Below are 21,474 nucleotides of genomic sequence, written 5' to 3' on the forward strand. Positions count from 1 at the left end.
ACCCCTTCAGTGCGCAGCAGGAAGCGGTCCCCCCATGAACGCCCCACTCGTGCTCGACGCCAAGCTCGCCGCGCAGGACGCCCCTCCGCGCCTGCGTGAAATCCCCTATAACTACACGTCCTTCTCGGACCGCGAGATTGTCATCCGCCTGCTCGGCGAAGAGGCCTGGCGCATCCTGGACGAACTGCGCAGCGAACGCCGGACCGGCCGTTCGGCACGCATGCTGTACGAGGTGCTCGGCGATATCTGGGTCGTGCGCCGCAACCCGTACCTGCAGGACGACCTGCTCGAGAATCCCAAGCGCCGCCAGATGCTGGTGAGCGCGCTGCACCATCGCCTGGGCGAGATCGAGAAGCGCCGCGCGGCCGACCGTGCCGAGCACGCCGAGCCGGCCGCCGAGGACCGCTCGCACCGCGTGGAGCAGCTCGTCGCGTTTGCCAAGCAGGCGATCGAGGATTTCAAGAACGAATTTGCCGCCGCCTACGATCTGCGCAAGCGCGCGCAGCGCGTGCTGGGCCGCGTCACGCAGAAGGACAACATCAAATTCGACGGGCTGTCGCGTGTGTCGCACGTGACCGACGCGACCGACTGGCGTGTCGAGTATCCGTTCGTCGTGCTGACGCCCGATACCGAGGAAGAGATCGCCGGCCTGGTCAAGGGCTGTTTCGAACTCGGCCTGACCATCATCCCGCGCGGGGGCGGCACCGGTTACACCGGCGGCGCCGTGCCGCTGACGCCGATGAGCGCGGTCATCAACACCGAGAAGCTCGAACAGCTCGGCCCGGTCGAGGAAACCGACTTGCCGGGCTTGTCCCACAAGGTCGCTACGATCTTCTCCGGCGCCGGCGTAGTGACGCGCCGCGTGGCCGACGCCGCCGAGAAGGCCGGCCTGGTGTTCGCCGTGGACCCGACCTCGATCGACGCATCCTGCATCGGCGGTAACGTGGCCATGAACGCCGGCGGCAAGAAGGCCGTGCTGTGGGGCACCGCGCTGGACAACCTGGCCTGGTGGCGCATGGTCGATCCGGAAGGCAACTGGCTTGAAGTCACGCGCCTGGACCACAACCTCGGCAAGATCCACGACGTGGCGGTCGCCACGTTCGAACTGAAGTGGTCGGACGGCAACCGCGCGCCGGGCGAGAAGGTGCTGCGCACCGAGACGCTCGCCATCCAGGGCCGCGTGTTCCGCAAGGAAGGGCTGGGCAAGGACGTTACCGACAAGTTCCTGGCGGGCCTGCCCGGCGTGCAGAAGGAAGGCTGCGACGGCATCATCACGAGCGCGCGCTGGATCCTGCACCGCATGCCGAAGCACATCCGCACGGTGTGCCTGGAGTTCTTCGGCCAGGCGCGCGATGCGATTCCGAGCATCGTCGAGATCAAGGACTACCTCGACGCCGAGTCGAAGAAGCCGGGCGGCGCCATCCTGGCAGGCCTGGAGCACCTCGACGAGCGCTACCTGCGCGCGGTCGGCTACGCGACCAAGAGCAAGCGCAACGCGTTCCCGAAGATGGTGCTGATCGGCGATATCGTCGGCGACGATGAAGACGCCGTGGCGCGCGCCACTTCGGAAGTGATCCGCATGGCCAACGGCAAGAGCGGCGAAGGCTTTATCGCCGTGAGCCCGGAGGCCCGCAAGAAATTCTGGCTCGACCGTTCGCGCACCGCTGCCATCGCACGCCACACCAACGCCTTCAAGATCAATGAAGACGTGGTGATTCCGCTGCCGCGCATGGGCGAGTACACCGACGGCATCGAGCGCATCAACATCGAGCTGTCGATCAAGAACAAGCTCGCGCTGGTCGACGCGCTGGAAGCGTTCTTCGCACGCGGCAACCTGCCGCTGGGCCGCAGCGACGACGCCAACGAGATCCCGAGCGCCGAACTGCTCGAAGACCGCGTCCAGCATGCGCTCACGCTGCTGCGCGAGATCCGCTCGCGCTGGCGCTACCTGCAGGACCACCTCGACACGCCGCTGGCCACCGCCAAGGCTGCGCTGATCGGCCATGGCCTGGGTTTGCTCGGCCAGGCGTTCGATGCGCGCCTGCAGCAACAGCCGGACGCCAATGTGTTCCACCTGCTGCAGGACCGCACGATCCGCGTGTCCTGGAAGAGCGAAGTGCGCGCCGAGCTGCGCAAGATCTTCAACGGCGGCGAGTTCAAGCCGATCCTCGACGAAGCGCAGGCGATCCACAAGCAGGTGCTGCGCGGCCGTGTCTTTGTCGCGCTGCACATGCATGCCGGCGACGGCAACGTGCACACGAACATTCCGGTCAATTCGGACAACTACGACATGCTGCAGGACGCCCACCGCGCGGTGGCCCGCATCATGGATCTGGCGCGTTCGCTCGACGGCGTGATTTCGGGCGAGCACGGCATCGGCATCACCAAGCTCGAATTCCTGACCGAGGATGAGATCGGCGACTTCCGCACCTACAAGCAGAAGGTCGATCCGCAAGGCCGCTTCAACAAGGGCAAGTTGCTGCCGGGCGCCGACCTGCGCAATGCGTACACGCCGTCGTTCGGCCTGATGGGGCATGAGTCCCTGATCATGCAGCAGAGCGATATCGGCGCGATTGCCGACAGCGTCAAGGACTGCCTGCGCTGCGGCAAGTGCAAGCCGGTGTGCGCCACGCACGTGCCGCGCGCGAACCTGCTGTACAGCCCGCGCAACAAGATCCTGGCGACCTCGCTGCTGGTCGAGGCCTTCCTGTACGAAGAGCAGACGCGCCGCGGCGTGTCGATCAAGCACTGGGACGAGTTCTCCGACGTGGCCGACCACTGCACGGTCTGCCACAAGTGCGCGACGCCGTGCCCGGTGAAGATCGACTTCGGCGATGTGTCGATGAACATGCGCAACCTGCTGCGCAAGATGGGGCAGAAGAAATTCAACCCCGGCACGGCAGCGTCGATGTTCTTCCTGAACGCCACCAGCCCCGAGACCATCAACCTGACCCGCAAGGTCATGATCGACTGGGGCTACAAGGCACAGCGCCTCGGCAACGAGGTGCTGAAGAAGTTCGCGAAGAAGCAGACCGCTCACCCGCCCGCCACGGTCGGCAAGCCGCCGGTGCGCGAGCAGGTGATCCACTTCATCAACAAGAAGATGCCGGGCAACCTGCCCAAGAAGACGGCACGCGCGCTGCTCGACATCGAGGACAACGAGATCGTGCCGATCATTCGCGACCCGAAGGCGACCACGCCGGAAACGGAAGCGGTGTTCTACTTCCCGGGCTGCGGCTCGGAGCGGCTGTTCTCGCAGGTGGGCCTGGCCACGCAGGCAATGCTGTGGCACGTCGGCGTGCAGACCGTGCTGCCGCCGGGCTACCTGTGCTGCGGCTATCCGCAGCGCGGCAGCGGCCAGTATGACAAGGCCGAGAAGATCGTCACCGACAACCGCGTGCTGTTCCATCGCGTCGCCAATACGCTGAACTACCTCGACATCAAGACGGTGGTGGTCAGCTGCGGTACGTGCTACGACCAGCTCGCCGGCTATGAATTCGAGAAGATCTTCCCGGGCTGCCGCATCATCGACATCCACGAATACCTGCTCGAGAAGGGCGTGAAGCTCGAAGGCATCACCGGTACGCGCTACATGTACCACGACCCGTGCCACACGCCGATCAAGACCATGGATCCGACCAAGCTCGTCAACGAGCTCGTGGGCGGCAACGGTGCGGCCGGCAAGATCGAGAAGAACGACCGTTGCTGCGGCGAGTCGGGCACGCTGGCCGTGACCCGTCCGGATGTCTCGACGCAGATCCGCTTCCGCAAGGAAGAGGAGATGACCAAGGGCGCCGACAAGCTGCGCGCTGACGGTTTCACCGGCGACGTCAAGATCCTGACCAGCTGCCCGTCGTGCCTGCAGGGCCTGTCGCGCTACAACGAAGATGCATCGGTGCAGGCTGATTACATCGTCGTGGAGATGGCCAAGCATCTGCTGGGCGACAACTGGATGCCCGAGTACGTGGCCAAGGCCAACGCCGGCGGCATCGAGCGGGTGCTGGTGTGACGCGCATGCAGGGCTGCCCCCTGTGCGAAGCCGACGGCGGCGAGCTCGTCTGGATGGGTGACCGCGCGCGCGTGATCCTGGTCGAGCACGACCGTTTCCCGGGCTTCTGCCGCATCGTCTGGAACGACCATGCGGCGGAACTGACCGATCTCGACGAGACCGACCAGGCCTGGCTGATGCGGCTGGTCGCGCGCGTGGAGCGCCTGGTGCGCGAAGTCATGACGCCGGACAAGGTCAACCTGGCCGCGTTCGGCAATATGGTGCCGCACCTGCACTGGCACATCATCCCGCGCTATCGCTGGGATACGCATTTCCCCGAAGCCATCTGGGCCGCGCCGCAACGTGCCGCGGACCCGGCACGCATGGCGGAGTTGGCGAGCCGGCTGCCGGCGCTGCGCACGGCACTTTCCGCACTGGCGGCCGACAGCTAAGCTACGCGGCGGCAACTGCCTTCCGGGCGGCGCGGCGGAACCGCGCCGCGCGGGATGCGTCTGAATCCCTGTTGTCGTCGCAAGGGCCGTCGCGGCCGTTGCTGTTTCCAGAAGAATAAGCCCGCCGTAGCGCCGCGGGCGTACCGCTGCCGCTATGTCCACTACACCGACTTCCGTCACCGTACCGGGCCCGGCCGTTCCCGCCAGGGCCCTCAAGATCCAGAGCCGGTTGCGCATGGGCGCGACCTGGGCGCTGATCAAGCCCTACTGGAAGTCCGAAGACCGCAAGGCGGGCCTGGGCCTGCTGACCCTGGTGGTCGCGCTCAACCTTGGCATCGTCTACATCAACGTGCTGCTCAACGAGTGGAACCGCGTGTTCTACAACGCGCTGGAGCAGCGCGATTACGCGTCGTTCAAGGTGCTGCTGCTGCGCTTCTCATGGATCGCGGCTTTCTTCATCGTCGCCGCAATCTCGCGGCAGTACTACACGATGATGCTGCAGATGCGCTGGCGTACCTGGATGACGGGCCAGTTCATGGGCCACTGGATGGGACACCAGGCGTACTACCGGATCGAGCAGACGCACACCACCGACAACCCCGACCAGCGTATTTCCGACGACCTGCGCCAGTTCACCGACGGCGCGCTGACGCTGTCGCTGGGGCTGCTCAATTCCGTGGTGACGCTGCTGTCCTTCGTCGGCATCCTGTGGACGGTGTCGGGCCCGATCAGCATAGCGCTGGGCGGCAACGAGTTCGTGATCCCAGGCTACATGGTGTGGTTTGCCGCGGGCTACGCCGTGATCGGCTCGCTGATTGCGCACGTCGTCGGCCGGCCGCTGATCGGCCTGAACTTCCAGCAGGAACAGTACGAGGCGGATTTCCGTTTCACGCTGGTGCGCCTGCGCGAGAACAGCGAACCCGTGGCGCTGTACCGCGGCGAGCCGACCGAGCAGGCCGGGCTGCGCGCGCGCTTCGACCGCATTCGTGCGAACTGGAACCAGCTCATGCGCTATACGCGGCGGCTGACGTTCGTGAGTTCGGGCTATGCGCAGTTCGCGATCATCTTCCCGATTCTGGTTGCGGCGCCGCGTTACTTCGCCGGCAAGATGACGCTGGGCGGCCTGATGCAGACCAGCTCGGCGTTCGGCCAGGTACAGGGCGCGCTGTCGTGGTTCGTGGATAGCTACGCGACGCTGGTCGGCTGGAAGGCCGCGGCCAACCGTCTGATCGATTTCCAGGAAGCGATCCGCGTCGCGGAGCGGCAGGACGTGACGCACACCGGCACGCGCGACATCGAGGTCGAGCATACCGGCGAATCGCAGGCGGGTATCGACGTCGACGGCCTTGGCCTCGCCCTGCCAGTGCGGGCGCAACGCGGCGCGAGCGTGGGCCAGCGTCCGCTGGTCGCACCGTTCTCGCTGGCGATTGCGCCGGGCGAGCGCTGGCTCGTAAGCGGGCCGTCCGGCTGCGGCAAGAGCGTGCTGTTCCGCGCGCTGGCTGGCATCTGGCCGTATGGCACCGGTACCGTGACCATGCCGGCCGGCGCGCGCATGCTGTTCCTGCCGCAGCGCAGCTACCTGCCAATCGGCACGCTGGCGGATGCGCTGGCGTACCCCGACGCGGGCACGGCTCACGACGGCGAATCTCTGCAGGCGGTACTGCGCCAGGCGCAGCTGCCACAGCTTGTCGACCAGCTCGACGTCTTTGACAACTGGTCGCTGCGGCTGTCGCCGGGCGAGCAACAACGACTGGCGTTTGCCCGTGCGCTGCTGCAGAAGCCCCAGTACCTGTTCCTCGACGAAGCCACCAGCGCGCTCGACGAGGAAACCGAGGGCGCCATGTACCGCCTGATGGTGCAGGCATTGCCCGAAGCGGCGATCATCAGCATTGCCCACCGCAGTACCGTGGCGACCTTCCACGGCCGCCGGCTGCGCTATGTTCCCGAAGACGGTGCCGGCACGGCAGATGGGCAAGGTGGGGTGCCTGCGGTAAGCTATCGGGTCGTATGCGAGGCGTGACCGCGGACCGCGGCACGCCAATCCACCAGGCGCCCAAGCCGGCGTACCCAATATGGCAGGCCTCGAAAAAGATACTCCCCATCCCACTGCGCTGACCGTGCACACGCAGTCGCGCGTGCTCGAAATCGGCTTCGACAACGGGCGCAGCTTCCGGCTGCCGTTCGAGCTGCTGCGCGTGTATTCGCCATCGGCCGAAGTGCAGGGCCATGGCCCTGGCCAGGAAGTGCTGCAGACCGGCAAGCGCGATGTCGGCATTGCCGCCGTGGAGCCCGTGGGCAACTACGCGGTCCAGATCCGCTTCTCCGACGGCCACGATACGGGCATCTATTCCTGGGAACTGCTCTACCGCCTTGGCGACCAGCAGGAGGCGCTGTGGGCCGATTACCTGAAGCGCCTGGAAGCTGCCGGCGCCGACCGTGACACGCCCATGGCGGCGCCGGGCGGCCATGGCTGCGGCCATCACCACTGATCTGTACCCTCTGTACCTGGAGTCCGAGATATGAGCGAAACCCACTTCGGGTTCGAGAAGGTCGACGAAACGGAAAAGGCCGGCAAAGTTGCCGGCGTGTTCCATTCGGTCGCCAGCAAGTATGACGTGATGAACGACCTGATGTCGGGCGGCATGCACCGGTTGTGGAAGATGTTCACCATCGCCCAGGCCAACGTGCGGCCCGGCCACAAGGTGCTGGACATTGCCGGCGGCACGGGCGACCTGGCCAAGGCGTTCGCGAAGCAGGCCGGCCCGACCGGCCAGGTCTGGCTCACGGACATCAACGAGTCGATGCTGCGCGTGGGCCGCGACCGCCTGCTCGACAAGGGCGTCGTCACACCGGTGGCGCTGTGCGACGCCGAGCACATTCCGTTTCCGGACAACTACTTCGATCTGGTCACCGTTGCATTCGGCCTGCGCAACATGACCCACAAGGACGCTGCGCTGGCCGAGATGCGCCGCGTGGTGAAGCCTGGCGGCAAGGTCATGGTTCTGGAATTCTCCAAGGTGTGGAAGCCGCTGGAAAAGGCATACGATGTCTATTCGTTCCAGGTGCTGCCGTGGCTCGGCCAGAAGGTGGCCGGGGATGCCGCGAGCTATCGTTATCTGGCAGAATCGATCAGAATGCATCCAGACCAGACTTCACTTGTACGCTTGATGGAACAAGTTGGGCTGGAGAAGGTCGAATACTTCAATCTGACGGCCGGAGTAGTGGCGCTCCACGTCGGGCGCAAGTATTAAATCGCCATTCCTGGCTTGAATTCCGGCGGCTCAGCCTGAATTTGAGCGGACACTGACAGGGGATCACTGAATATGTCATCACTTCGCGGAAAATTCCTGGTGGGGTCGCTGATTGCCGCGATCGCGTTGGGCATGGCGCTGGACGCCAATGCCAAGCGCATGGGCGGTTCGCGCAGCATCGGGAAGCAGTCGTCCAATGTGACGCAGCAACGCCAGCAGGCGCCGGCTCAGCAAACGCCGGCTCAGCAAACGCCGTCGCAGCAGCCGGCCCAGCAACCTGCGCAGCAGGCTGCGCCGGCCACCGCCGGGGCTGCCGGCGCAGCCGCCGCCGCAGCCAAGCCCAAGCGAAACTGGGCCGGCATCCTGGGCGGTATTGCTGCCGGCGTCGGTATTGCGGCGCTGCTGTCGCACTTTGGACTGGCCGGCGCCGCCGCCAGCTTCCTGTCCAACCTGATCCTGATCGCGCTGGTCGCGTTCGTGGCAATCTGGCTGATCCGCAAGTTCCGGGGCGGCAGCCAGCGTAACCAGCAGCCGGCCTACGCCGGTGCGGGCAACGCGGGCGGCATGGGTGGCCTTGGCAACAGCGCCGAGCCGATGCTGCGTGAGCAGACGCCTTCGCCTGCGGCCAGCAATCCGGTGATGCCGGCTGCCGGCGCGGCCGCGGTCGCTGCCGATGCGGCCCAGCAGCCCTGGGGCGTGCCTGCGGACTTCGACACCGAAGCGTTCCTGCGCAACGCCAAGGTCCATTTCGTGCGCCTGCAGGCCGCGTGGGACGCCGGCAACCTGGACGACATCCGCGAATTCACGACGCCGGAAATGTTCGGCGAGATCAAGATGGACCTGGCTGAGCGCGGCGCGGAGGTCAACAAGACCGACGTGGTCACGCTCGAGGCGCAACTGCTTGGCATTGAATCCGCGCCGAACCAGCACCTGGCCAGCGTGCGTTTCTCGGGCATGATCCGCGAGCGAACCGGCGAAGCGGCACAGCCGTTCGCCGAGGTCTGGAACCTGACCAAGCCGGTTGCCGGCACGGGCGGCTGGCTGCTGGCCGGTATCCAGCAGGAATCCTGAGTGTCGTCTGTGCCCCATGGCGGCGACGCTGTCGGGGAGTAGCTTAGAATGGAGGCCCGCGCGAAAGCGCGGGCCTTTTCCGTTTGGAGGCGGTGCGTGGCCCTGTGCGACGTCTGCCTGTCCAGCCGTGCGCCGCACGCCCATTGCCATGAATCCTCTGCCTTCCGCCCTGGCCGCGCCTGCCGTTGCCGCGCTGAACCACCTGCTCGAACAGGAGCCCTGGGCCCGCAGCCAGCTGGTGCCTTTTGCCGGCCGCGTGATCCGCTTCGACGCCGCGGCATTCGCGCTGTCGCTGCGGGTGACCGAGGACGGCACGACGGAGCTGGCACCGGCCGCCGAAGCACCGGCCGTGTCGCTGCTGGTGCCGTTGCAGCAATGGCCGCTCGTGGCCGCCGATGTAGCCGACGGCGGCCAGCCTGCGGCAATGCGCCATGTGCGCCTGGAGGGCGATGCCGAACTCGCCAACACGGTGTCCATGCTCGCGCGCAATCTGCGCTGGGACGCGGCCGAGGACCTGTCGCGCGCGTTCCGGGGCATTCTTGGCGGGCCGGTCAGCGATAGCCTGGCCCAGCGCATGGTCGATGGCGCGCGCCAGGTCCATGAGCAGGCCACGCGTGTGGGCCGCACGCTCGTTGAGAATGTGACCGAATACCTGCTGGACGAAAATCCGACGCTGGTGCGCCACGTGGCATTGGAGGATTTCAGTTCGGACGTGGGCCGCGTGCGTGATGATCTGGCCCGCCTCGAGAAACGCCTGGAGCGGCTTGAGCGCACCCGTCCAGCCGGGCCGGCGGCATTGCCGTCCGCCCATCGCTGAGCGCACCGCCGCATGACGCCATCTTTCGCTGCTGCCCGCGTCGCGCAGCACCACCGTTCCCTGAATACCGCCGCATGACCCGCCTTCTGCGCCTCGGCAAGATCCTTTTCGTCATCCTGTACTACGGGCTCGATGAGCTCGTGCTGTCCGGCTTCCAGAACCGCAAGATCCGCTTCCTGGTCCGCGTCATGACCATCGGGCGCAAGCTCGATATGCCGCGCGGCGAGCGGCTGCGGCTCGCGCTGACCAAGCTCGGGCCGATCTTCGTCAAGTTCGGCCAGGTGCTGTCGACGCGGCGCGACCTGATGCCGCCGGACATCGCCGATGAGTTGGCGTTGCTGCAGGACCAGGTGCCGCCGTTCGACTCGGCCGTCGCCGTGAAGATCATCGAGCGTTCGCTCGGCCGCACGCTTGCGGATCTGTTCGAAACCTTCGAGCACCAGCCGGTCGCGAGCGCCTCGATCGCGCAGGTGCACTTCGCCACGCTGAAAGGGGGGCCGAACCACGGCCGCGAAGTTGCGGTGAAGGTGCTGCGCCCCGGCATGCTGCCGGTGATCGACAGCGACCTGGCCCTGATGCGCGACCTGGCCACCTGGCTCGAGCGCTTCTGGGCTGACGGCAAGCGCCTCAAGCCGCGCGAGGTCGTGGCGGAGTTCGACAAGTACCTGCACGATGAACTCGATCTGATGATCGAGGCGGCCAACGCCAGCCAGCTCCGGCGCAATTTCGCCGATACCAACCTGCTGCTGGTGCCCGAGGTGTTCTGGGACTGGTGCAGCAGCACGGTGTTCGTGATGGAACGCATGCATGGCATCCCGATCTCGCGCACCGAATCGCTGAAGGCGGCCGGCGTCGACATGCACCAGTTAGCGGAAGAGGGCGTCGAGATCTTCTTCACGCAGGTGTTCCGTGACGGCTTTTTCCATGCCGATATGCACCCCGGCAACATCCTGGTGTCGGTCCAGCCCGAGACCTTCGGCCGCTATATTGCGCTGGATTTTGGCATCGTGGGCGCGCTGTCGGAGTTCGACAAGAACTACCTCGCGCAAAACTTCATCGCGTTCTTCCGCCGCGACTACCACCGCGTGGCCTTGCTGCACGTGGAATCGGGCTGGGTGCCGCCCGACACGCGCGTCGAGGAACTGGAGAGCGCGGTGCGCGCCTGCTGCGAGCCCTATTTCGACAAGCCGCTCAAGGAAATCTCGCTGGGCATGGTGCTGATGCGCCTGTTCCAGACCTCGCGCCGTTTCAACGTCGAGATCCAGCCGCAGCTGGTGCTGCTGCAGAAGACGCTGCTCAATATCGAAGGCCTGGGCCGCCAGCTCGACCCGGACCTGGACCTGTGGAAAACCGCGAAGCCGTTCCTCGAGCGCTGGATGCACGAGCAGGTTGGCTGGAAGGGCGCGTGGGAACGGATCAAGGTCGAGGCGCCGCTGTGGGCCAAGATGCTGCCCGATTTCCCGCGCCTCGCGCACCAGTTCCTGGAGCGCCGTGCGCTCAATACCAACGGCGAGCAGGAACGGCTGCTCGCGCAGCTGCTCACGGAGCAGCGGCGCACCAACCGGCTGGTCGGCACGGCATTGCTGCTGGTGGGCGGCTTTGTCGCCGGTATCGTGCTCACGCATGTGCTCGGCTGGATCGGCTACTGGTAAGCGGCTGAAGCGGCAGTTCTGCGCTTTCGAAGGAGATACGACATGACCGCCGACAAGGCTCCGACTCCGCCTTCATTTACCACGCGCGATGCGGCGGATCCGGCATTCTGGGACGAGCGCTTCGAGCAGGACTTCACGCCGTGGGACATGCATGGCGTGCCTGAGGAGTTCCAGCAATTCATCGCCGGCCGGGCACCATGCCCGACGCTGGTGCCGGGCTGCGGCAACGGATGGGAGGCTGGCTGGTTGTTCGAGCGCGGCTGGCCGGTCACCGCCATCGACTTCTCGCCGCAGGCAGTCGCGTCGGCCAAGCGCGCATTGGGCCCCGCCGGCGCCATCGTGCGCGAGGCGGATTTCTTTGCCTTCACGCCCGAGCCGGCCTGCGAACTGATCTACGAGCGCGCTTTCCTGTGCGCGCTGCCGCCGCCTCTGCGTGAATCCTACGCGGAGCGTGTGGCGGCGCTGCTGCCGCCGGGTGGCCTGCTGGCCGGCTACTTCTTTCTGGGTGACAAGCGTGGCGGGCCACCGTTCGCCATGCCGGCGTCCGAGCTAGATGCCCTGCTGGAACCCGCGTTCGAGCGGATCGATGACCGTCCTTCCGCCGCGCCGCTGCCCGTCTTCGAAGGGCAGGAGCGCTGGCAGGTCTGGCGCCGCCGGGCTGACTGACGCGAACGCAGGCTACACAGGTGGCGCGCCGACGCAACAGGTTTGCGAGGCGCGGTGCCGGGCAGGATGCACGTCAGCGTGAATTCACGAGGGCCGGGGGAATTTTTTTCGCCCGCCAATGTCAGCGTCGCTATAATCCGCGTTTTGATTCGGCTACGACCGCAGGCCAAGTGCGCCATCCCGCTCCGGGACGGCCGCCACAATGCCCCTCAAGCGGCCCCGACCGATGAATTGGACTCCGGGCAGACAGGCGCCAGATTCAGCCGTCAGCCCGGCATTCGGTTTTTCGCCACAAGGGCAATTTCTGCATAGGGCAGCGGCATGCTGATCTGGTTCGTCATCATCTACTGGGTAATTTCGGTCGGCATCGGCCTGTGGGCGGCGCTGCGCGTGCGCAACACGACCGATTTCGCCGTCGCCGGGCGCAGCCTGCCGTTCTACGTCGTTACCGCCACCGTCTTTGCCACCTGGTTCGGTTCCGAAACCGTGCTGGGCATTCCCGCGGTATTCCTGAAAGAGGGCCTGTCCGGGGTCGTATCCGACCCGTTCGGCTCTTCGCTGTGCCTGATCCTGGTGGGCCTGTTCTTTGCGCGGCCGCTGTACCGGATGAACCTGCTCACCATCGGCGACTACTACCACAACCGCTACGGGCGGCTGGCCGAGGTGCTGACCACCCTGTGCATCGTGGTGTCCTACCTGGGCTGGGTGGCGGCGCAGATCAAGGCGCTTGGTCTCGTGTTCTATACGGTTTCCGACGGCGCGCTGTCGCAGGACGCCGGCATGATGATCGGCGCGGCCAGCGTGCTGGTGTACACGCTGTTCGGCGGCATGTGGTCGGTCGCGGTGACGGACTTCATCCAGATGATCATCATCGTGGTCGGCATGCTCTATATCGGCTACGAGGTCAGCGGCCAGGCCGGCGGCGTGACGGCGGTGGTGTCGCACGCCGCGGCGGCCGGCAAGTTCGAGTTCCTGCCGTCGTTGGACCTGGTGCAGATCGTTGGGTTTGCCGCGGCGCTGTTCACCATGATGCTCGGCTCGATCCCACAGCAGGATGTGTTCCAGCGGGTGACATCGTCGCGCACCGAGCAGATCGCCGGCCGCGCGTCGGTGCTCGGCGGCGTGCTGTATTTCTTCTTCGCCTTCATCCCGATGTTCCTCGCCTATTCGGCCACGCTGATCGATCCGGGCATGGTGGAAAAGTACATCAACGCGGATTCCCAGCTCATCCTGCCGCAGCTGATCCTGCAACACGCTCCGATGTTCGCGCAGGTGATGTTCTTCGGCGCGCTGCTGTCGGCCATCAAGAGCTGCGCGTCGGCGACGCTGCTGGCACCGTCCGTAACATTTGCCGAGAACATCCTGCGGCCGTATTTCCGCCACCTCGAAGACAAGCAGTTCCTGCGTGTGATGCAGACGGTCGTGCTGGTATTCACCGCCACCGTGACGCTGTTCGCCCTGAACTCGCACCTTTCGATCTTCCATATGGTCGAAAATGCCTATAAGGTCACACTGGTGTCGTCGTTCGTGCCGCTCGCCTTCGGCATGTTCTGGAAGCCGGCGACGCGGCAGGGCGGCCTGTCCGCCATCCTGCTGGGCCTGGCCTCGTGGCTGACGTGCGAGATCGCGTTTGCCGATGCGACCGTGCCGCCGCAGATGGTCGGCCTGACGTTCTCGATCAGCGGCATGGTGGTCGGTTCGCTGCTGCCGCAGTGGATTGCGGATCACGCGCCGGTCAAGGAAGTGCATATCGCCTGACCGCCTTCCCGGCGCGGCGACGCCTGGACTGCCCGATCCTGGCCCCCGGCGGCCAGGTGTGCCGCTTTGTGCCCGCATTTCCTCCCGTCAGGCGATCCCGTAAGGGTTTATAATTCAAGGCTTTGCATCGTCGTGCGCGGTCGCGCGGACGGTGCCCGCACCGTTCCGATCCAAGTTTTTCGCGAAATAAATATCATGCCGATCTATGCCTACCGTTGCGACGCCTGCGGCCACGGGCGCGATGTGCTGCAGAAGATGAGCGATGCCCCGCTCACCGATTGCCCGTCGTGCGGCACCGCCGGGACCTTCAAGAAGCAGCTCACCGCGGCTGGCTTCCAGCTCAAGGGTTCGGGCTGGTACGTGACCGATTTCCGTGGCGGCAGCGGCGGCAGCGGCGGCACCAGCGCCGCGGCGACGTCCGGCGCAACCGGGGACTCAGCGGCTGCCCCTGCGGCGGCTTCGACCGAGTCGTCGGCCAGCACTACGGCTTCTGCGGCACCTGCCGCCGGCGGCTGCGGCAGCGCCTGCGCCTGCCACTGATCGCAGGCTGGCCGTGGTCGCAAAGAAAACCTCCGCGCTGAAGACCTGGTTCCTGACCGGGCTGCTGGTGCTCGTGCCGCTGGGCATCACGCTGTGGGTGCTCAGCCTGATCATCGGCACCATGGACCAGAGCCTGGCGCTGCTGCCCGAGGCCTGGCGTCCGGACCAGCTGCTGTTCGGCAAGCGCGTGACCGGCCTCGGCGCGATCCTGACGCTGCTGTGCATCCTGCTGGTCGGGCTGCTCGCGCACAACTTCATCGGTCAGCGACTGGTGCGCTGGTGGGAAGCGCTGCTCGGCCACATCCCGGTGGTGGGCCCGATCTACACGAGCGTCAAGCAAGTCTCCGACACGCTGCTGTCGTCGTCGGGCAATGCATTCCGCAAGGCGCTGCTGGTGCAGTACCCGCGTGAGGGCTCGTGGACCATCGCCTTCCTGACCGGCCGTCCGGGCGGCGACGTGCAGAATCACCTGCAGGGCGAATACGTCAGCGTCTACGTGCCGACCACGCCCAACCCGACCTCGGGCTTCTTCCTAATGATGCCCAAGGCCGACACCATCGAACTCGACATGACCGTCGATGCCGCGCTCAAGTACATCGTTTCGATGGGCGTCGTGGCACCGGCGGACCTGCCCCGCAAAAACGGCGGCCCGAGCCGCCCGGCGGATCCCGTCAGCCCTGCCACGACGAACGGCGCCGGCGCCGGCCGCGAGGCAGAGGTCGAGACGGCCGATCCTTCGCATACCAATTGATCACGGGCCGCCTGGCGGGCGGTCACGTATTACCGGGAAATATCCTATGTCCTCCATGCGTACTCACTACTGCGGTCTGGTGACCGAACAACTCTCGGGCCAGGAAGTGGCCCTGACCGGCTGGGTTCAGCGCCGCCGCGACCATGGCGGCGTGATCTTCATCGACCTGCGCGACCGTGAAGGCCTGGTGCAGGTGGTGTGCGATCCGGACCGCCCGGAAATGTTCAAGGCCGCCGAAGAGATCCGCAACGAGTACTGCATCCGCATTACCGGCAAGGTGCGTCCGCGCCCGGCCGGCACCGAGAACACCAACCTGACCTCGGGCAAGATCGAAGTGCTGTGCTACGAGCTGACCGTGCTGAACCCCTCGGTCACGCCCCCGTTCCAGCTCGACGACGACAACCTGTCGGAAACCACGCGCCTCACGCATCGCGTGCTGGACCTGCGCCGCCCGCAGATGCAGTACAACCTGCGCCTGCGCTACAAGGTCGCGATGGAAGTGCGCAAGTACCTGGACGCGCAAGGCTTCATCGACATCGAAACCCCGATGCTCGGCAAGAGCACGCCGGAAGGCGCCCGCGACTATCTGGTGCCGTCGCGCGTGAACCCGGGTCACTTCTTCGCGCTGCCGCAATCGCCGCAGATCTTCAAGCAGATGCTGATGGTCTCGGGCTTTGACCGCTACTACCAGATCACCAAGTGCTTCCGCGACGAAGACCTGCGCGCTGACCGCCAGCCCGAATTCACGCAGATCGACTGCGAGACCTCGTTCCTGACCGAGCAGGAAATCCGTGACCTGTTCGAAGACATGATGCGCACGGTGTTCAAGAACGCCATCGATGTCGACCTGGATGCCAAGTTCCCGGTGATGGAGTTCCGCGAAGCCATGGCCCGTTTCGGCTCGGACAAGCCGGACCTGCGCGTGAAGCTCGAATTCACCGAACTGACCGACGTGATGAAGGACGTCGACTTCAAGGTGTTCTCGGGTCCCGCCAACAGCGACAACGGCCGCGTGGTCGGCCTGCGCGTGCCGGGCGGCGGCGCGATCTCGCGCGGCGAGATCGATGCCTACACGCAATTTGTCGGTATCTACGGCGCCAAGGGCCTGGCCTGGGTCAAGGTCAACGAAGTGGCCAAGGGCCGTGATGGCCTGCAGTCGCCGATCGTCAAGAACCTGCACGACGCGGCAATTACCGAAATCCTGAAGCGCACCGGCGCCCAGGACGGCGACATCATCTTCTTCGGCGCCGACAAGGCCAAGGTCGTCAACGACGCCATCGGCGCGCTGCGCCTGAAGATCGGCCACTCGGAATTCGGCAAGGCCAGCGGCCTGTTCGAAGACGTGTGGAAGCCGCTGTGGGTGGTCGATTTCCCGATGTTCGAGTACGACGAGGAAGATGCCCGCTGGGTGGCCATGCACCACCCGTTCACGAGCCCGAAGGACGAGCACATGCAGTACCTGGAAACCGATCCGGGCAAGTGCATCGCCAAGGCCTACGACATGGTCCTGAACGGCTGGGAAATGGGTGGCGGCTCGGTCCGTATCTACCGTTCGGATATCCAGAGCAAGGTGTTCCGTGCGCTGAAGATCAACGACGAAGAGGCGCGTGCCAAGTTCGGTTACCTGCTTGACGCGCTGCAATACGGCGCGCCCCCGCACGGTGGCCTGGCCTTTGGCCTGGACCGTATCGTCACGATGATGGCCGGAGCCGATTCGATCCGCGACGTGATCGCCTTCCCGAAGACCCAGCGCGCCCAGGATCTGCTGACGCAGGCCCCGAGCGCCGTCGACGAGAAGCAACTGCGCGAGCTGCATATCCGCCTGCGCGCCACCGAGCCGAAGACCACGGTCTGAGCCTGACGGCCCTGGCTGAAGAAAAACCGCGCCGCGTGCGCGGTTTTTTCGTTTATGGATGCCTGCGGACGTTTGCGGACGCAAGTGATCCGTGGCTGGCCTGCGTGCCGACGTTTCTATTTGTTACTGGCCGGAACATGGCCGCGGCTGGCAATGTCTCTTTCTAATTGAGCGTTGACCGAGCCCCCGCGATGAAGGTGGCCGGCGCGCGGGAGGAATACGCCGTGAACCTGGATACCGACCTGATCCGCCAGTTTCTGCTGGCCCATGCCGAGACGATCCTGACCTGGCTGGTGGCTGGGCTGGTGATGATGTTGCTGGCGCGCTTCGAGCTGCGCCGCGCGGTGCGCAAGTCCGCGCAAGCCATGTCGGAGTCGGTGGCGACGACAGTGGCCGCCTGCGTGCCGGACGTTGCCCACGCTGCCGCGCAGGCGACCAGCGGCGTGCCGGCCGCGGAGCCGGTCACTTCGCAGCGCGCCGACGCCCTGCGGCGCGTGGCGCTGGACACCGTGGCCGCCGTGATGGCACGTGGCCGCTGGCTGGAGGAGCTGGGCAACCTGCGCTTGCCTGACGATGCCTTGCTGACCGGCCAGCGCGCCGCCGGGGCCGACCCGTTGCTGGTGGTCGCGCCGCAGCCTGTGGTGCAGGCTTACCTGTTCGCACAGCGTACCTTTGAAGACGAAGCCGCGCGAATCCAGGACAGCCGGCGCGACGCCCAGCGCCGGCAGGACGACCTCCAGGCACTGGAAGACGAAGCCGCCCACGTCGAGCAGGAAACCGCCAGCATCGTGCTGCGCTTCGAACAGGCGAATGCCCAGTCGGCGCAGCGTGTCGAAGCCGGCGACTACCAGCGTTTCCTGATCCAGAAGTACAACGCGCTGGGCCAGCGCGAGAAGGAAATCGCCCAGCAGCGTGGCGTGTTGCGTGAGCAGGCGCAGGCCAGTGCCGAAGACCTGGCCTTCCAGGCGCGCGAAGCCGCGCAGCGCTACCGCGAATCGCTGGCGCCGCTGATGCAGCAGCTGCGCGAGGCATGGGGGCACGGCGACGCGCCGGATGTCTTCGACACGTGGCTGCGCGTCGACCCGATGGACGCCGAGGCACATCGAAACGCCGCCTGAATGCGGGCGGCTATTCGTGGCAAGCGGGCTAGGCTGCGCTATCCTTGGGGATGTCCATCGGACTCGGTTCCATGCCTTACAAAATCCCTGAATCCGTGCTGGTCGTGATCTACACGCCAGATCTCCAAGTGCTGTTGCTCGAACGCGCCGACCGGCCGGGCTTCTGGCAGTCCGTGACCGGCAGCCTCGATACCGTCGACGAGCCGCTGGCGCTCACCGCCGCGCGTGAGGTGTTCGAGGAAACCGGCATCATTGCCGGCGAGCACCAGCTTGCCGACTGGCAGCACACCATCGAGTACGAAATCTATCCGCAATGGCGCCACCGCTATGAGGCTGGCGTCACGCGCAATACCGAACACTGGTTCGGGTTGTGCGTATCGGAACCGCTGCCTGTGACGCTGGCGCCGCGCGAGCACCTGCAGTCGAAATGGCTGCCATGGGAAGTCGCGGCGCAGCAGTGCTTCTCGAGCAGCAACGCCGAGGCGGTGCGCCAGCTCGCGTGGCGCGTCGCGGGCCGGCCGGCCGTTTGTGGAGCCGAATGATGAAGTTGCGCGTGGTCACCTACAACATCCATAAAGGCGTGACCGGCATCGCGCGCCGCCCGCGCATCCAGAACGTGCGCGCGGGGCTGCATGCCATGGATGCGGATATCGTGTTCCTGCAGGAAGTGCAGGACCGCAATGACCGCCTGGTCGCCGCGGCGCTGTTCGACCCGGACCACACGCAGCTGAATTATCTGGCCACGGATTCCTATCCGCATTCGGTGTACGGACGCAATGCCGTCTACGAGCACGGCCATCATGGCAATGCGATCCTGTCGCGCCACCCGATCCTGATGTCGGAGAACCTCGATATCTCGGATCACCGGTTCGAGCAGCGGGGGCTGCTGCATGCGGTGGCCGACGTAAACGGCGTGGAAGCACACCTGATCTGCGTTCACTTCGGCCTGTTCGCACGCAGCCGTGCGCGTCAGGCGGAAGCGTTGGTCGAGCGCGTGCGAACCGTGGTGCCGTCCACCGCGCCGCTGGTGATTGCCGGCGATTTCAACGACTGGAACCACCGGCTCGACTCGCAGATCTGCAATACGCTAGGCGCGGTGGAGGCCTCGCACGCACGCGGCGCGCGGCTGCATACGTTTCCCAGCCATATGCCGTGGTGGCAGCTTGACCGCATCTACGTGCGCGGCTTCGAAATCGAACGCGCACACGCGCTCACCGGGCGTGACTGGGCCCAGCGCTCGGACCATGTGCCGCTGGTCGCGGAACTGGCGCACGGGGCAGCCCATCACGACGATAGCGACAGCCCCGCAGCCGGCAAGGCGGCTTAGGCAGTCTCCGGCGCTTCCAGGCTGGCCCGGATGAACGCGAAGATGGCGTCCGGATCGGCGAGATCCAGCACGGGCAGCGATGTGAGCTGCGCGACGGCGTCCGGCGCGTCGGTGGCGACGGCTACGACGCCGGGCACCTCGTCCCACAGCGGCGCGCGGCCCAGCGACGGGCGGAACACTTCGAGCTTGGGGAAATCGCTGCGCTTGTAGCCCTCGACGAGCACGAGGTCGGTATCCGCGGGCAGCACGGCCAGCGCTTCGTCCAGCTCGGGCGAGGGCACATCCTCGGGGTAGTGGCGCATCAGCGTCATGTGGCGCGCGCCGACCAGCACCACGTTGCGGCAGCCCCCCTCGCGCATTCGCCAGGAGTCCTTGCCCGGCGTGTCGGGATCGAAGCCGTGATGCGTATGCTTGATGCCATTGACGCGCATGCCGGTGGCGACAAAACGCGGGATCAGCGCGTCCAGGAGCGTGGTCTTGCCGCTGCCGGAGGAGCCGGTGATGCCGAATACCTTCACAGTGCTATCCCTTGGTGCATGAGTGATCGACGATAGCAGAGATGCACCGCCCCATGTGCAGATGGCGGCGTGTGTCCCATAATCGCATCATGTCACGGATATCCGACACCGACCCACCGAATGCCGCACGATCCAACGGCGCGGCGCATGTTGCGGCGCGGGATGACAGCGCCGGTCCCGCAGCACGCGCGGGGCGGCGGCGTCTGCTGCGCTGGGCCGGACGGCACGGCAAGCCGGTCGGCGGCAATCAGGTAAGGCTGCTGTGCGGCGGGCGCGACTTCTTCCCAGCGCTGATCGAGGCGATCGACGCGGCGGTTCTCCAGGTCATCATTGAAACCTACATCTACGCCGACGACGACGTCGGGCGCGCCGTCAGCGATGCGCTGATCCGGGCCGCGGCGCGTGGCGTAGCCGTGCGGCTGACCGTGGACGGTTTCGGTGCCGGCGACATGTCTGCCGAACTCATGCAGCGCCTGCGCGACGCGGGCGTGCAGCTGCGTGTCTACCGCGTGATGCGCGGCTTCCGGCTGGCGCGCAGGCACCTGCGCCGCCTGCACCGCAAGCTTGCCGTGGTCGACCGGCGCGTAGCGTTCGTAGGCGGCATCAACATCATCGACGACTACAATCACGGCCCGTTCGAGCAGGAGGGACTCGGGGCACGCTACGACTTCGCCGTGGAAGTGCGCGGCCCGCTGGTCGACCGCATTGCGCTGACGGCGGAGCGCCTCTGGTGGCGGCTGTCGCTGCGCGCCGAACTGCATGACGTTGGTTTGGCGGGCGCGGCAGCGGGATACCCGCTTGTGACCGACCTGCCGCCGCGGCGCGATACGGAAGGCGGCATGCGGGCGGCGCTTCTCCTCCGGGACAACTTGCGCAACCGCCGCACCATCGAGCGCGAATATCTGCACGCGCTGGGTGCTGCGCGCGACGACGTGATTCTCGCCAACGCGTATTTCCTGCCGGGCCACAAGATGCGGCGCGCGCTGCTGGCCTGCCGCAAGCGCGGCGTGCGGGTACGATTGTTGTTGCAGGGTCGCGTCGAATACCGGCTGCAGCATTTCGCCACGCACGCGCTGTACGCGAGCTTGCTTGATGCCGGCATCGAGATCTACGAGTACGCGCAGAGCTTCCTGCACGCCAAGGTCGGTGTGGTGGATGAATCCTGGGCCACGGTCGGATCCAGCAATATGGATCCGTTCAGCCTGCTGCTCGCACGCGAGGCCAACGTCTGCGTCTATGATCCTGCCTTCGCCGCCGTCCTGCGCACGCAGCTGGAGCGCGCCATTGCCGAGCGCAGCGTGCGCGTTATGCCGGAGGCGCATGCCCGGCGCTCGGCGGTGCACCGTGTGGCGAACTGGGCCGCCTACATGGTGTTGCGTCTTGGCGTCGTTATTGCCGGTGTGACGGGGCGCTATTGAAACGGCACGCCGATATTGCCCCGCAGCATGACAGGGGCTGCGCGGCTGATGGCATCAGGCTGCGTGTTGATGTTGCAACGCAGTCGGTTTAGAAACGTGGGTCTAATTAAAAGCTTGATGGCAACGGGTCGCGCCAGAATAATCTGAACGACCGTTCTTTTTTGGCTTAGACTGCGTGCTTACGCGGCGAATTCCGGCATTTTGCTGCCGCCGCGGGCAATTAAGCAACGTCAGGGTCATATGTGGTGCCCAGTGAAGGCGTCACAAGAACGGAGAATTAACTATGCGACAC

Annotated in this window: 18 protein-coding genes; 17 read left to right on the forward strand and 1 reads right to left on the reverse strand. The window is 65.8% G+C overall.

Annotated features, from left to right (window positions below; genetic code table 11):
* Window positions 1-34: 34 nt before the first annotated feature.
* The 16 genes from ACIGJG_RS02170 (at window position 35) to ACIGJG_RS02245 (ending at window position 19,246) form a co-directional block, all read left to right on the forward strand.
* Window positions 35-4,009, forward strand: a complete 3,975-nt coding sequence (locus tag ACIGJG_RS02170; protein ID WP_483672700.1) for a DUF3683 domain-containing protein — start codon at window positions 35-37, stop codon at window positions 4,007-4,009.
* A gap of 5 nt (window positions 4,010-4,014) precedes the next feature.
* On the forward strand, window positions 4,015-4,440 hold the full coding sequence (locus ACIGJG_RS02175; RefSeq protein WP_011296618.1) for an HIT family protein: 426 nt from the start codon (window positions 4,015-4,017) through the stop codon (window positions 4,438-4,440).
* 154 nt (window positions 4,441-4,594) lie between these two features.
* Window positions 4,595-6,460 carry an ABC transporter ATP-binding protein/permease gene (locus tag ACIGJG_RS02180; protein WP_483672701.1) on the forward strand — a complete coding sequence of 622 codons (1,866 nt, stop codon included), beginning with the start codon at window positions 4,595-4,597 and terminating at the stop codon, window positions 6,458-6,460.
* Between the two features lie 52 nt (window positions 6,461-6,512).
* Window positions 6,513-6,929 carry a gamma-butyrobetaine hydroxylase family protein gene (locus ACIGJG_RS02185; protein WP_011296620.1) on the forward strand — a complete coding sequence of 139 codons (417 nt, stop codon included), beginning with the start codon at window positions 6,513-6,515 and terminating at the stop codon, window positions 6,927-6,929.
* A 30-nt stretch (window positions 6,930-6,959) separates the two neighbouring features.
* Window positions 6,960-7,691, forward strand: coding sequence for a bifunctional demethylmenaquinone methyltransferase/2-methoxy-6-polyprenyl-1,4-benzoquinol methylase UbiE (gene ubiE, locus ACIGJG_RS02190; RefSeq protein WP_011296621.1), 732 nt, complete (start codon window positions 6,960-6,962; stop codon window positions 7,689-7,691).
* Between the two features lie 72 nt (window positions 7,692-7,763).
* Window positions 7,764-8,762 carry a Tim44 domain-containing protein gene (locus tag ACIGJG_RS02195; protein WP_483672702.1) on the forward strand — a complete coding sequence of 333 codons (999 nt, stop codon included), beginning with the start codon at window positions 7,764-7,766 and terminating at the stop codon, window positions 8,760-8,762.
* A 148-nt stretch (window positions 8,763-8,910) separates the two neighbouring features.
* Window positions 8,911-9,579 (forward strand): ubiquinone biosynthesis accessory factor UbiJ, encoded by a 669-nt coding sequence (locus ACIGJG_RS02200; RefSeq protein WP_011296623.1) that lies wholly within the window; start codon window positions 8,911-8,913, stop codon window positions 9,577-9,579.
* Between the two features lie 74 nt (window positions 9,580-9,653).
* On the forward strand, window positions 9,654-11,231 hold the full coding sequence (gene ubiB / locus ACIGJG_RS02205) for a ubiquinone biosynthesis regulatory protein kinase UbiB (RefSeq protein WP_483672703.1): 1,578 nt from the start codon (window positions 9,654-9,656) through the stop codon (window positions 11,229-11,231).
* Between the two features lie 42 nt (window positions 11,232-11,273).
* Window positions 11,274-11,897: a methyltransferase domain-containing protein gene (locus tag ACIGJG_RS02210; RefSeq protein WP_483672704.1), complete on the forward strand. Its 624-nt coding sequence runs from the start codon at window positions 11,274-11,276 to the stop codon at window positions 11,895-11,897.
* Between the two features lie 321 nt (window positions 11,898-12,218).
* Window positions 12,219-13,655 carry a high affinity choline transporter 1 gene (locus ACIGJG_RS02215; protein ID WP_140948956.1) on the forward strand — a complete coding sequence of 479 codons (1,437 nt, stop codon included), beginning with the start codon at window positions 12,219-12,221 and terminating at the stop codon, window positions 13,653-13,655.
* Between the two features lie 195 nt (window positions 13,656-13,850).
* Entirely contained in the window at window positions 13,851-14,195 is a 345-nt protein-coding gene (locus ACIGJG_RS02220) for an FmdB family zinc ribbon protein (protein WP_140948955.1), read from the forward strand.
* Window positions 14,196-14,208: 13 nt separating this feature from the next.
* Complete coding sequence (locus tag ACIGJG_RS02225; protein WP_011296628.1) at window positions 14,209-14,946, forward strand: DUF502 domain-containing protein; 738 nt, start codon at window positions 14,209-14,211, stop codon at window positions 14,944-14,946.
* Window positions 14,947-14,992: 46 nt separating this feature from the next.
* Complete coding sequence (aspS, locus tag ACIGJG_RS02230; RefSeq protein WP_011296629.1) at window positions 14,993-16,801, forward strand: aspartate--tRNA ligase; 1,809 nt, start codon at window positions 14,993-14,995, stop codon at window positions 16,799-16,801.
* 224 nt (window positions 16,802-17,025) lie between these two features.
* A complete protein-coding gene (locus tag ACIGJG_RS02235; protein WP_049796443.1) occupies window positions 17,026-17,919 on the forward strand; it encodes a hypothetical protein in 894 nt (297 codons plus the stop codon).
* Window positions 17,920-17,990: 71 nt separating this feature from the next.
* A complete protein-coding gene (nudB, locus tag ACIGJG_RS02240; protein WP_041679811.1) occupies window positions 17,991-18,461 on the forward strand; it encodes a dihydroneopterin triphosphate diphosphatase in 471 nt (156 codons plus the stop codon).
* Window positions 18,461-19,246, forward strand: coding sequence for an endonuclease/exonuclease/phosphatase family protein (locus ACIGJG_RS02245; RefSeq protein ID WP_041679466.1), 786 nt, complete (start codon window positions 18,461-18,463; stop codon window positions 19,244-19,246). The genes nudB and ACIGJG_RS02245 overlap by 1 nt, the downstream gene beginning before the upstream one ends.
* On the opposite strand, the gene mobB is transcribed toward ACIGJG_RS02245, so the two are convergent.
* Complete coding sequence (mobB, locus tag ACIGJG_RS02250; protein ID WP_011296633.1) at window positions 19,243-19,764, reverse strand: molybdopterin-guanine dinucleotide biosynthesis protein B; 522 nt, start codon at window positions 19,762-19,764, stop codon at window positions 19,243-19,245. The two genes, ACIGJG_RS02245 and mobB, sit on opposite strands and share 4 nt — an antisense overlap.
* A gap of 89 nt (window positions 19,765-19,853) precedes the next feature.
* On the opposite strand from mobB, the gene clsB reads away from it, so the two are divergent.
* Entirely contained in the window at window positions 19,854-21,182 is a 1,329-nt protein-coding gene (gene clsB / locus ACIGJG_RS02255; RefSeq protein WP_011296634.1) for a cardiolipin synthase ClsB, read from the forward strand.
* Window positions 21,183-21,474: the final 292 nt, after the last annotated feature.

It is taken from the genome of Cupriavidus sp. C1SS-2L (assembly GCF_057073735.1).

Bases quoted from the DNA above. Each gene is read 5' to 3' on its own strand.
- ACIGJG_RS02170 (WP_483672700.1), top strand. From the start codon at position 35: ATGAACGCCCCACTCGTGCTCGACGCCAAGCTCGCCGCGCAGGACGCC.
- ACIGJG_RS02175 (WP_011296618.1), top strand. From the start codon at position 4,015: ATGCAGGGCTGCCCCCTGTGCGAAGCCGACGGCGGCGAGCTCGTCTGG.
- ACIGJG_RS02180 (WP_483672701.1), top strand. From the start codon at position 4,595: ATGTCCACTACACCGACTTCCGTCACCGTACCGGGCCCGGCCGTTCCC.
- ACIGJG_RS02185 (WP_011296620.1), top strand. From the start codon at position 6,513: ATGGCAGGCCTCGAAAAAGATACTCCCCATCCCACTGCGCTGACCGTG.
- ubiE (WP_011296621.1), top strand. From the start codon at position 6,960: ATGAGCGAAACCCACTTCGGGTTCGAGAAGGTCGACGAAACGGAAAAG.
- ACIGJG_RS02195 (WP_483672702.1), top strand. From the start codon at position 7,764: ATGTCATCACTTCGCGGAAAATTCCTGGTGGGGTCGCTGATTGCCGCG.
- ACIGJG_RS02200 (WP_011296623.1), top strand. From the start codon at position 8,911: ATGAATCCTCTGCCTTCCGCCCTGGCCGCGCCTGCCGTTGCCGCGCTG.
- ubiB (WP_483672703.1), top strand. From the start codon at position 9,654: ATGACCCGCCTTCTGCGCCTCGGCAAGATCCTTTTCGTCATCCTGTAC.
- ACIGJG_RS02210 (WP_483672704.1), top strand. From the start codon at position 11,274: ATGACCGCCGACAAGGCTCCGACTCCGCCTTCATTTACCACGCGCGAT.
- ACIGJG_RS02215 (WP_140948956.1), top strand. From the start codon at position 12,219: ATGCTGATCTGGTTCGTCATCATCTACTGGGTAATTTCGGTCGGCATC.
- ACIGJG_RS02220 (WP_140948955.1), top strand. From the start codon at position 13,851: ATGCCGATCTATGCCTACCGTTGCGACGCCTGCGGCCACGGGCGCGAT.
- aspS (WP_011296629.1), top strand. From the start codon at position 14,993: ATGTCCTCCATGCGTACTCACTACTGCGGTCTGGTGACCGAACAACTC.
- nudB (WP_041679811.1), top strand. From the start codon at position 17,991: ATGCCTTACAAAATCCCTGAATCCGTGCTGGTCGTGATCTACACGCCA.
- ACIGJG_RS02245 (WP_041679466.1), top strand. From the start codon at position 18,461: ATGAAGTTGCGCGTGGTCACCTACAACATCCATAAAGGCGTGACCGGC.
- clsB (WP_011296634.1), top strand. From the start codon at position 19,854: ATGTCACGGATATCCGACACCGACCCACCGAATGCCGCACGATCCAAC.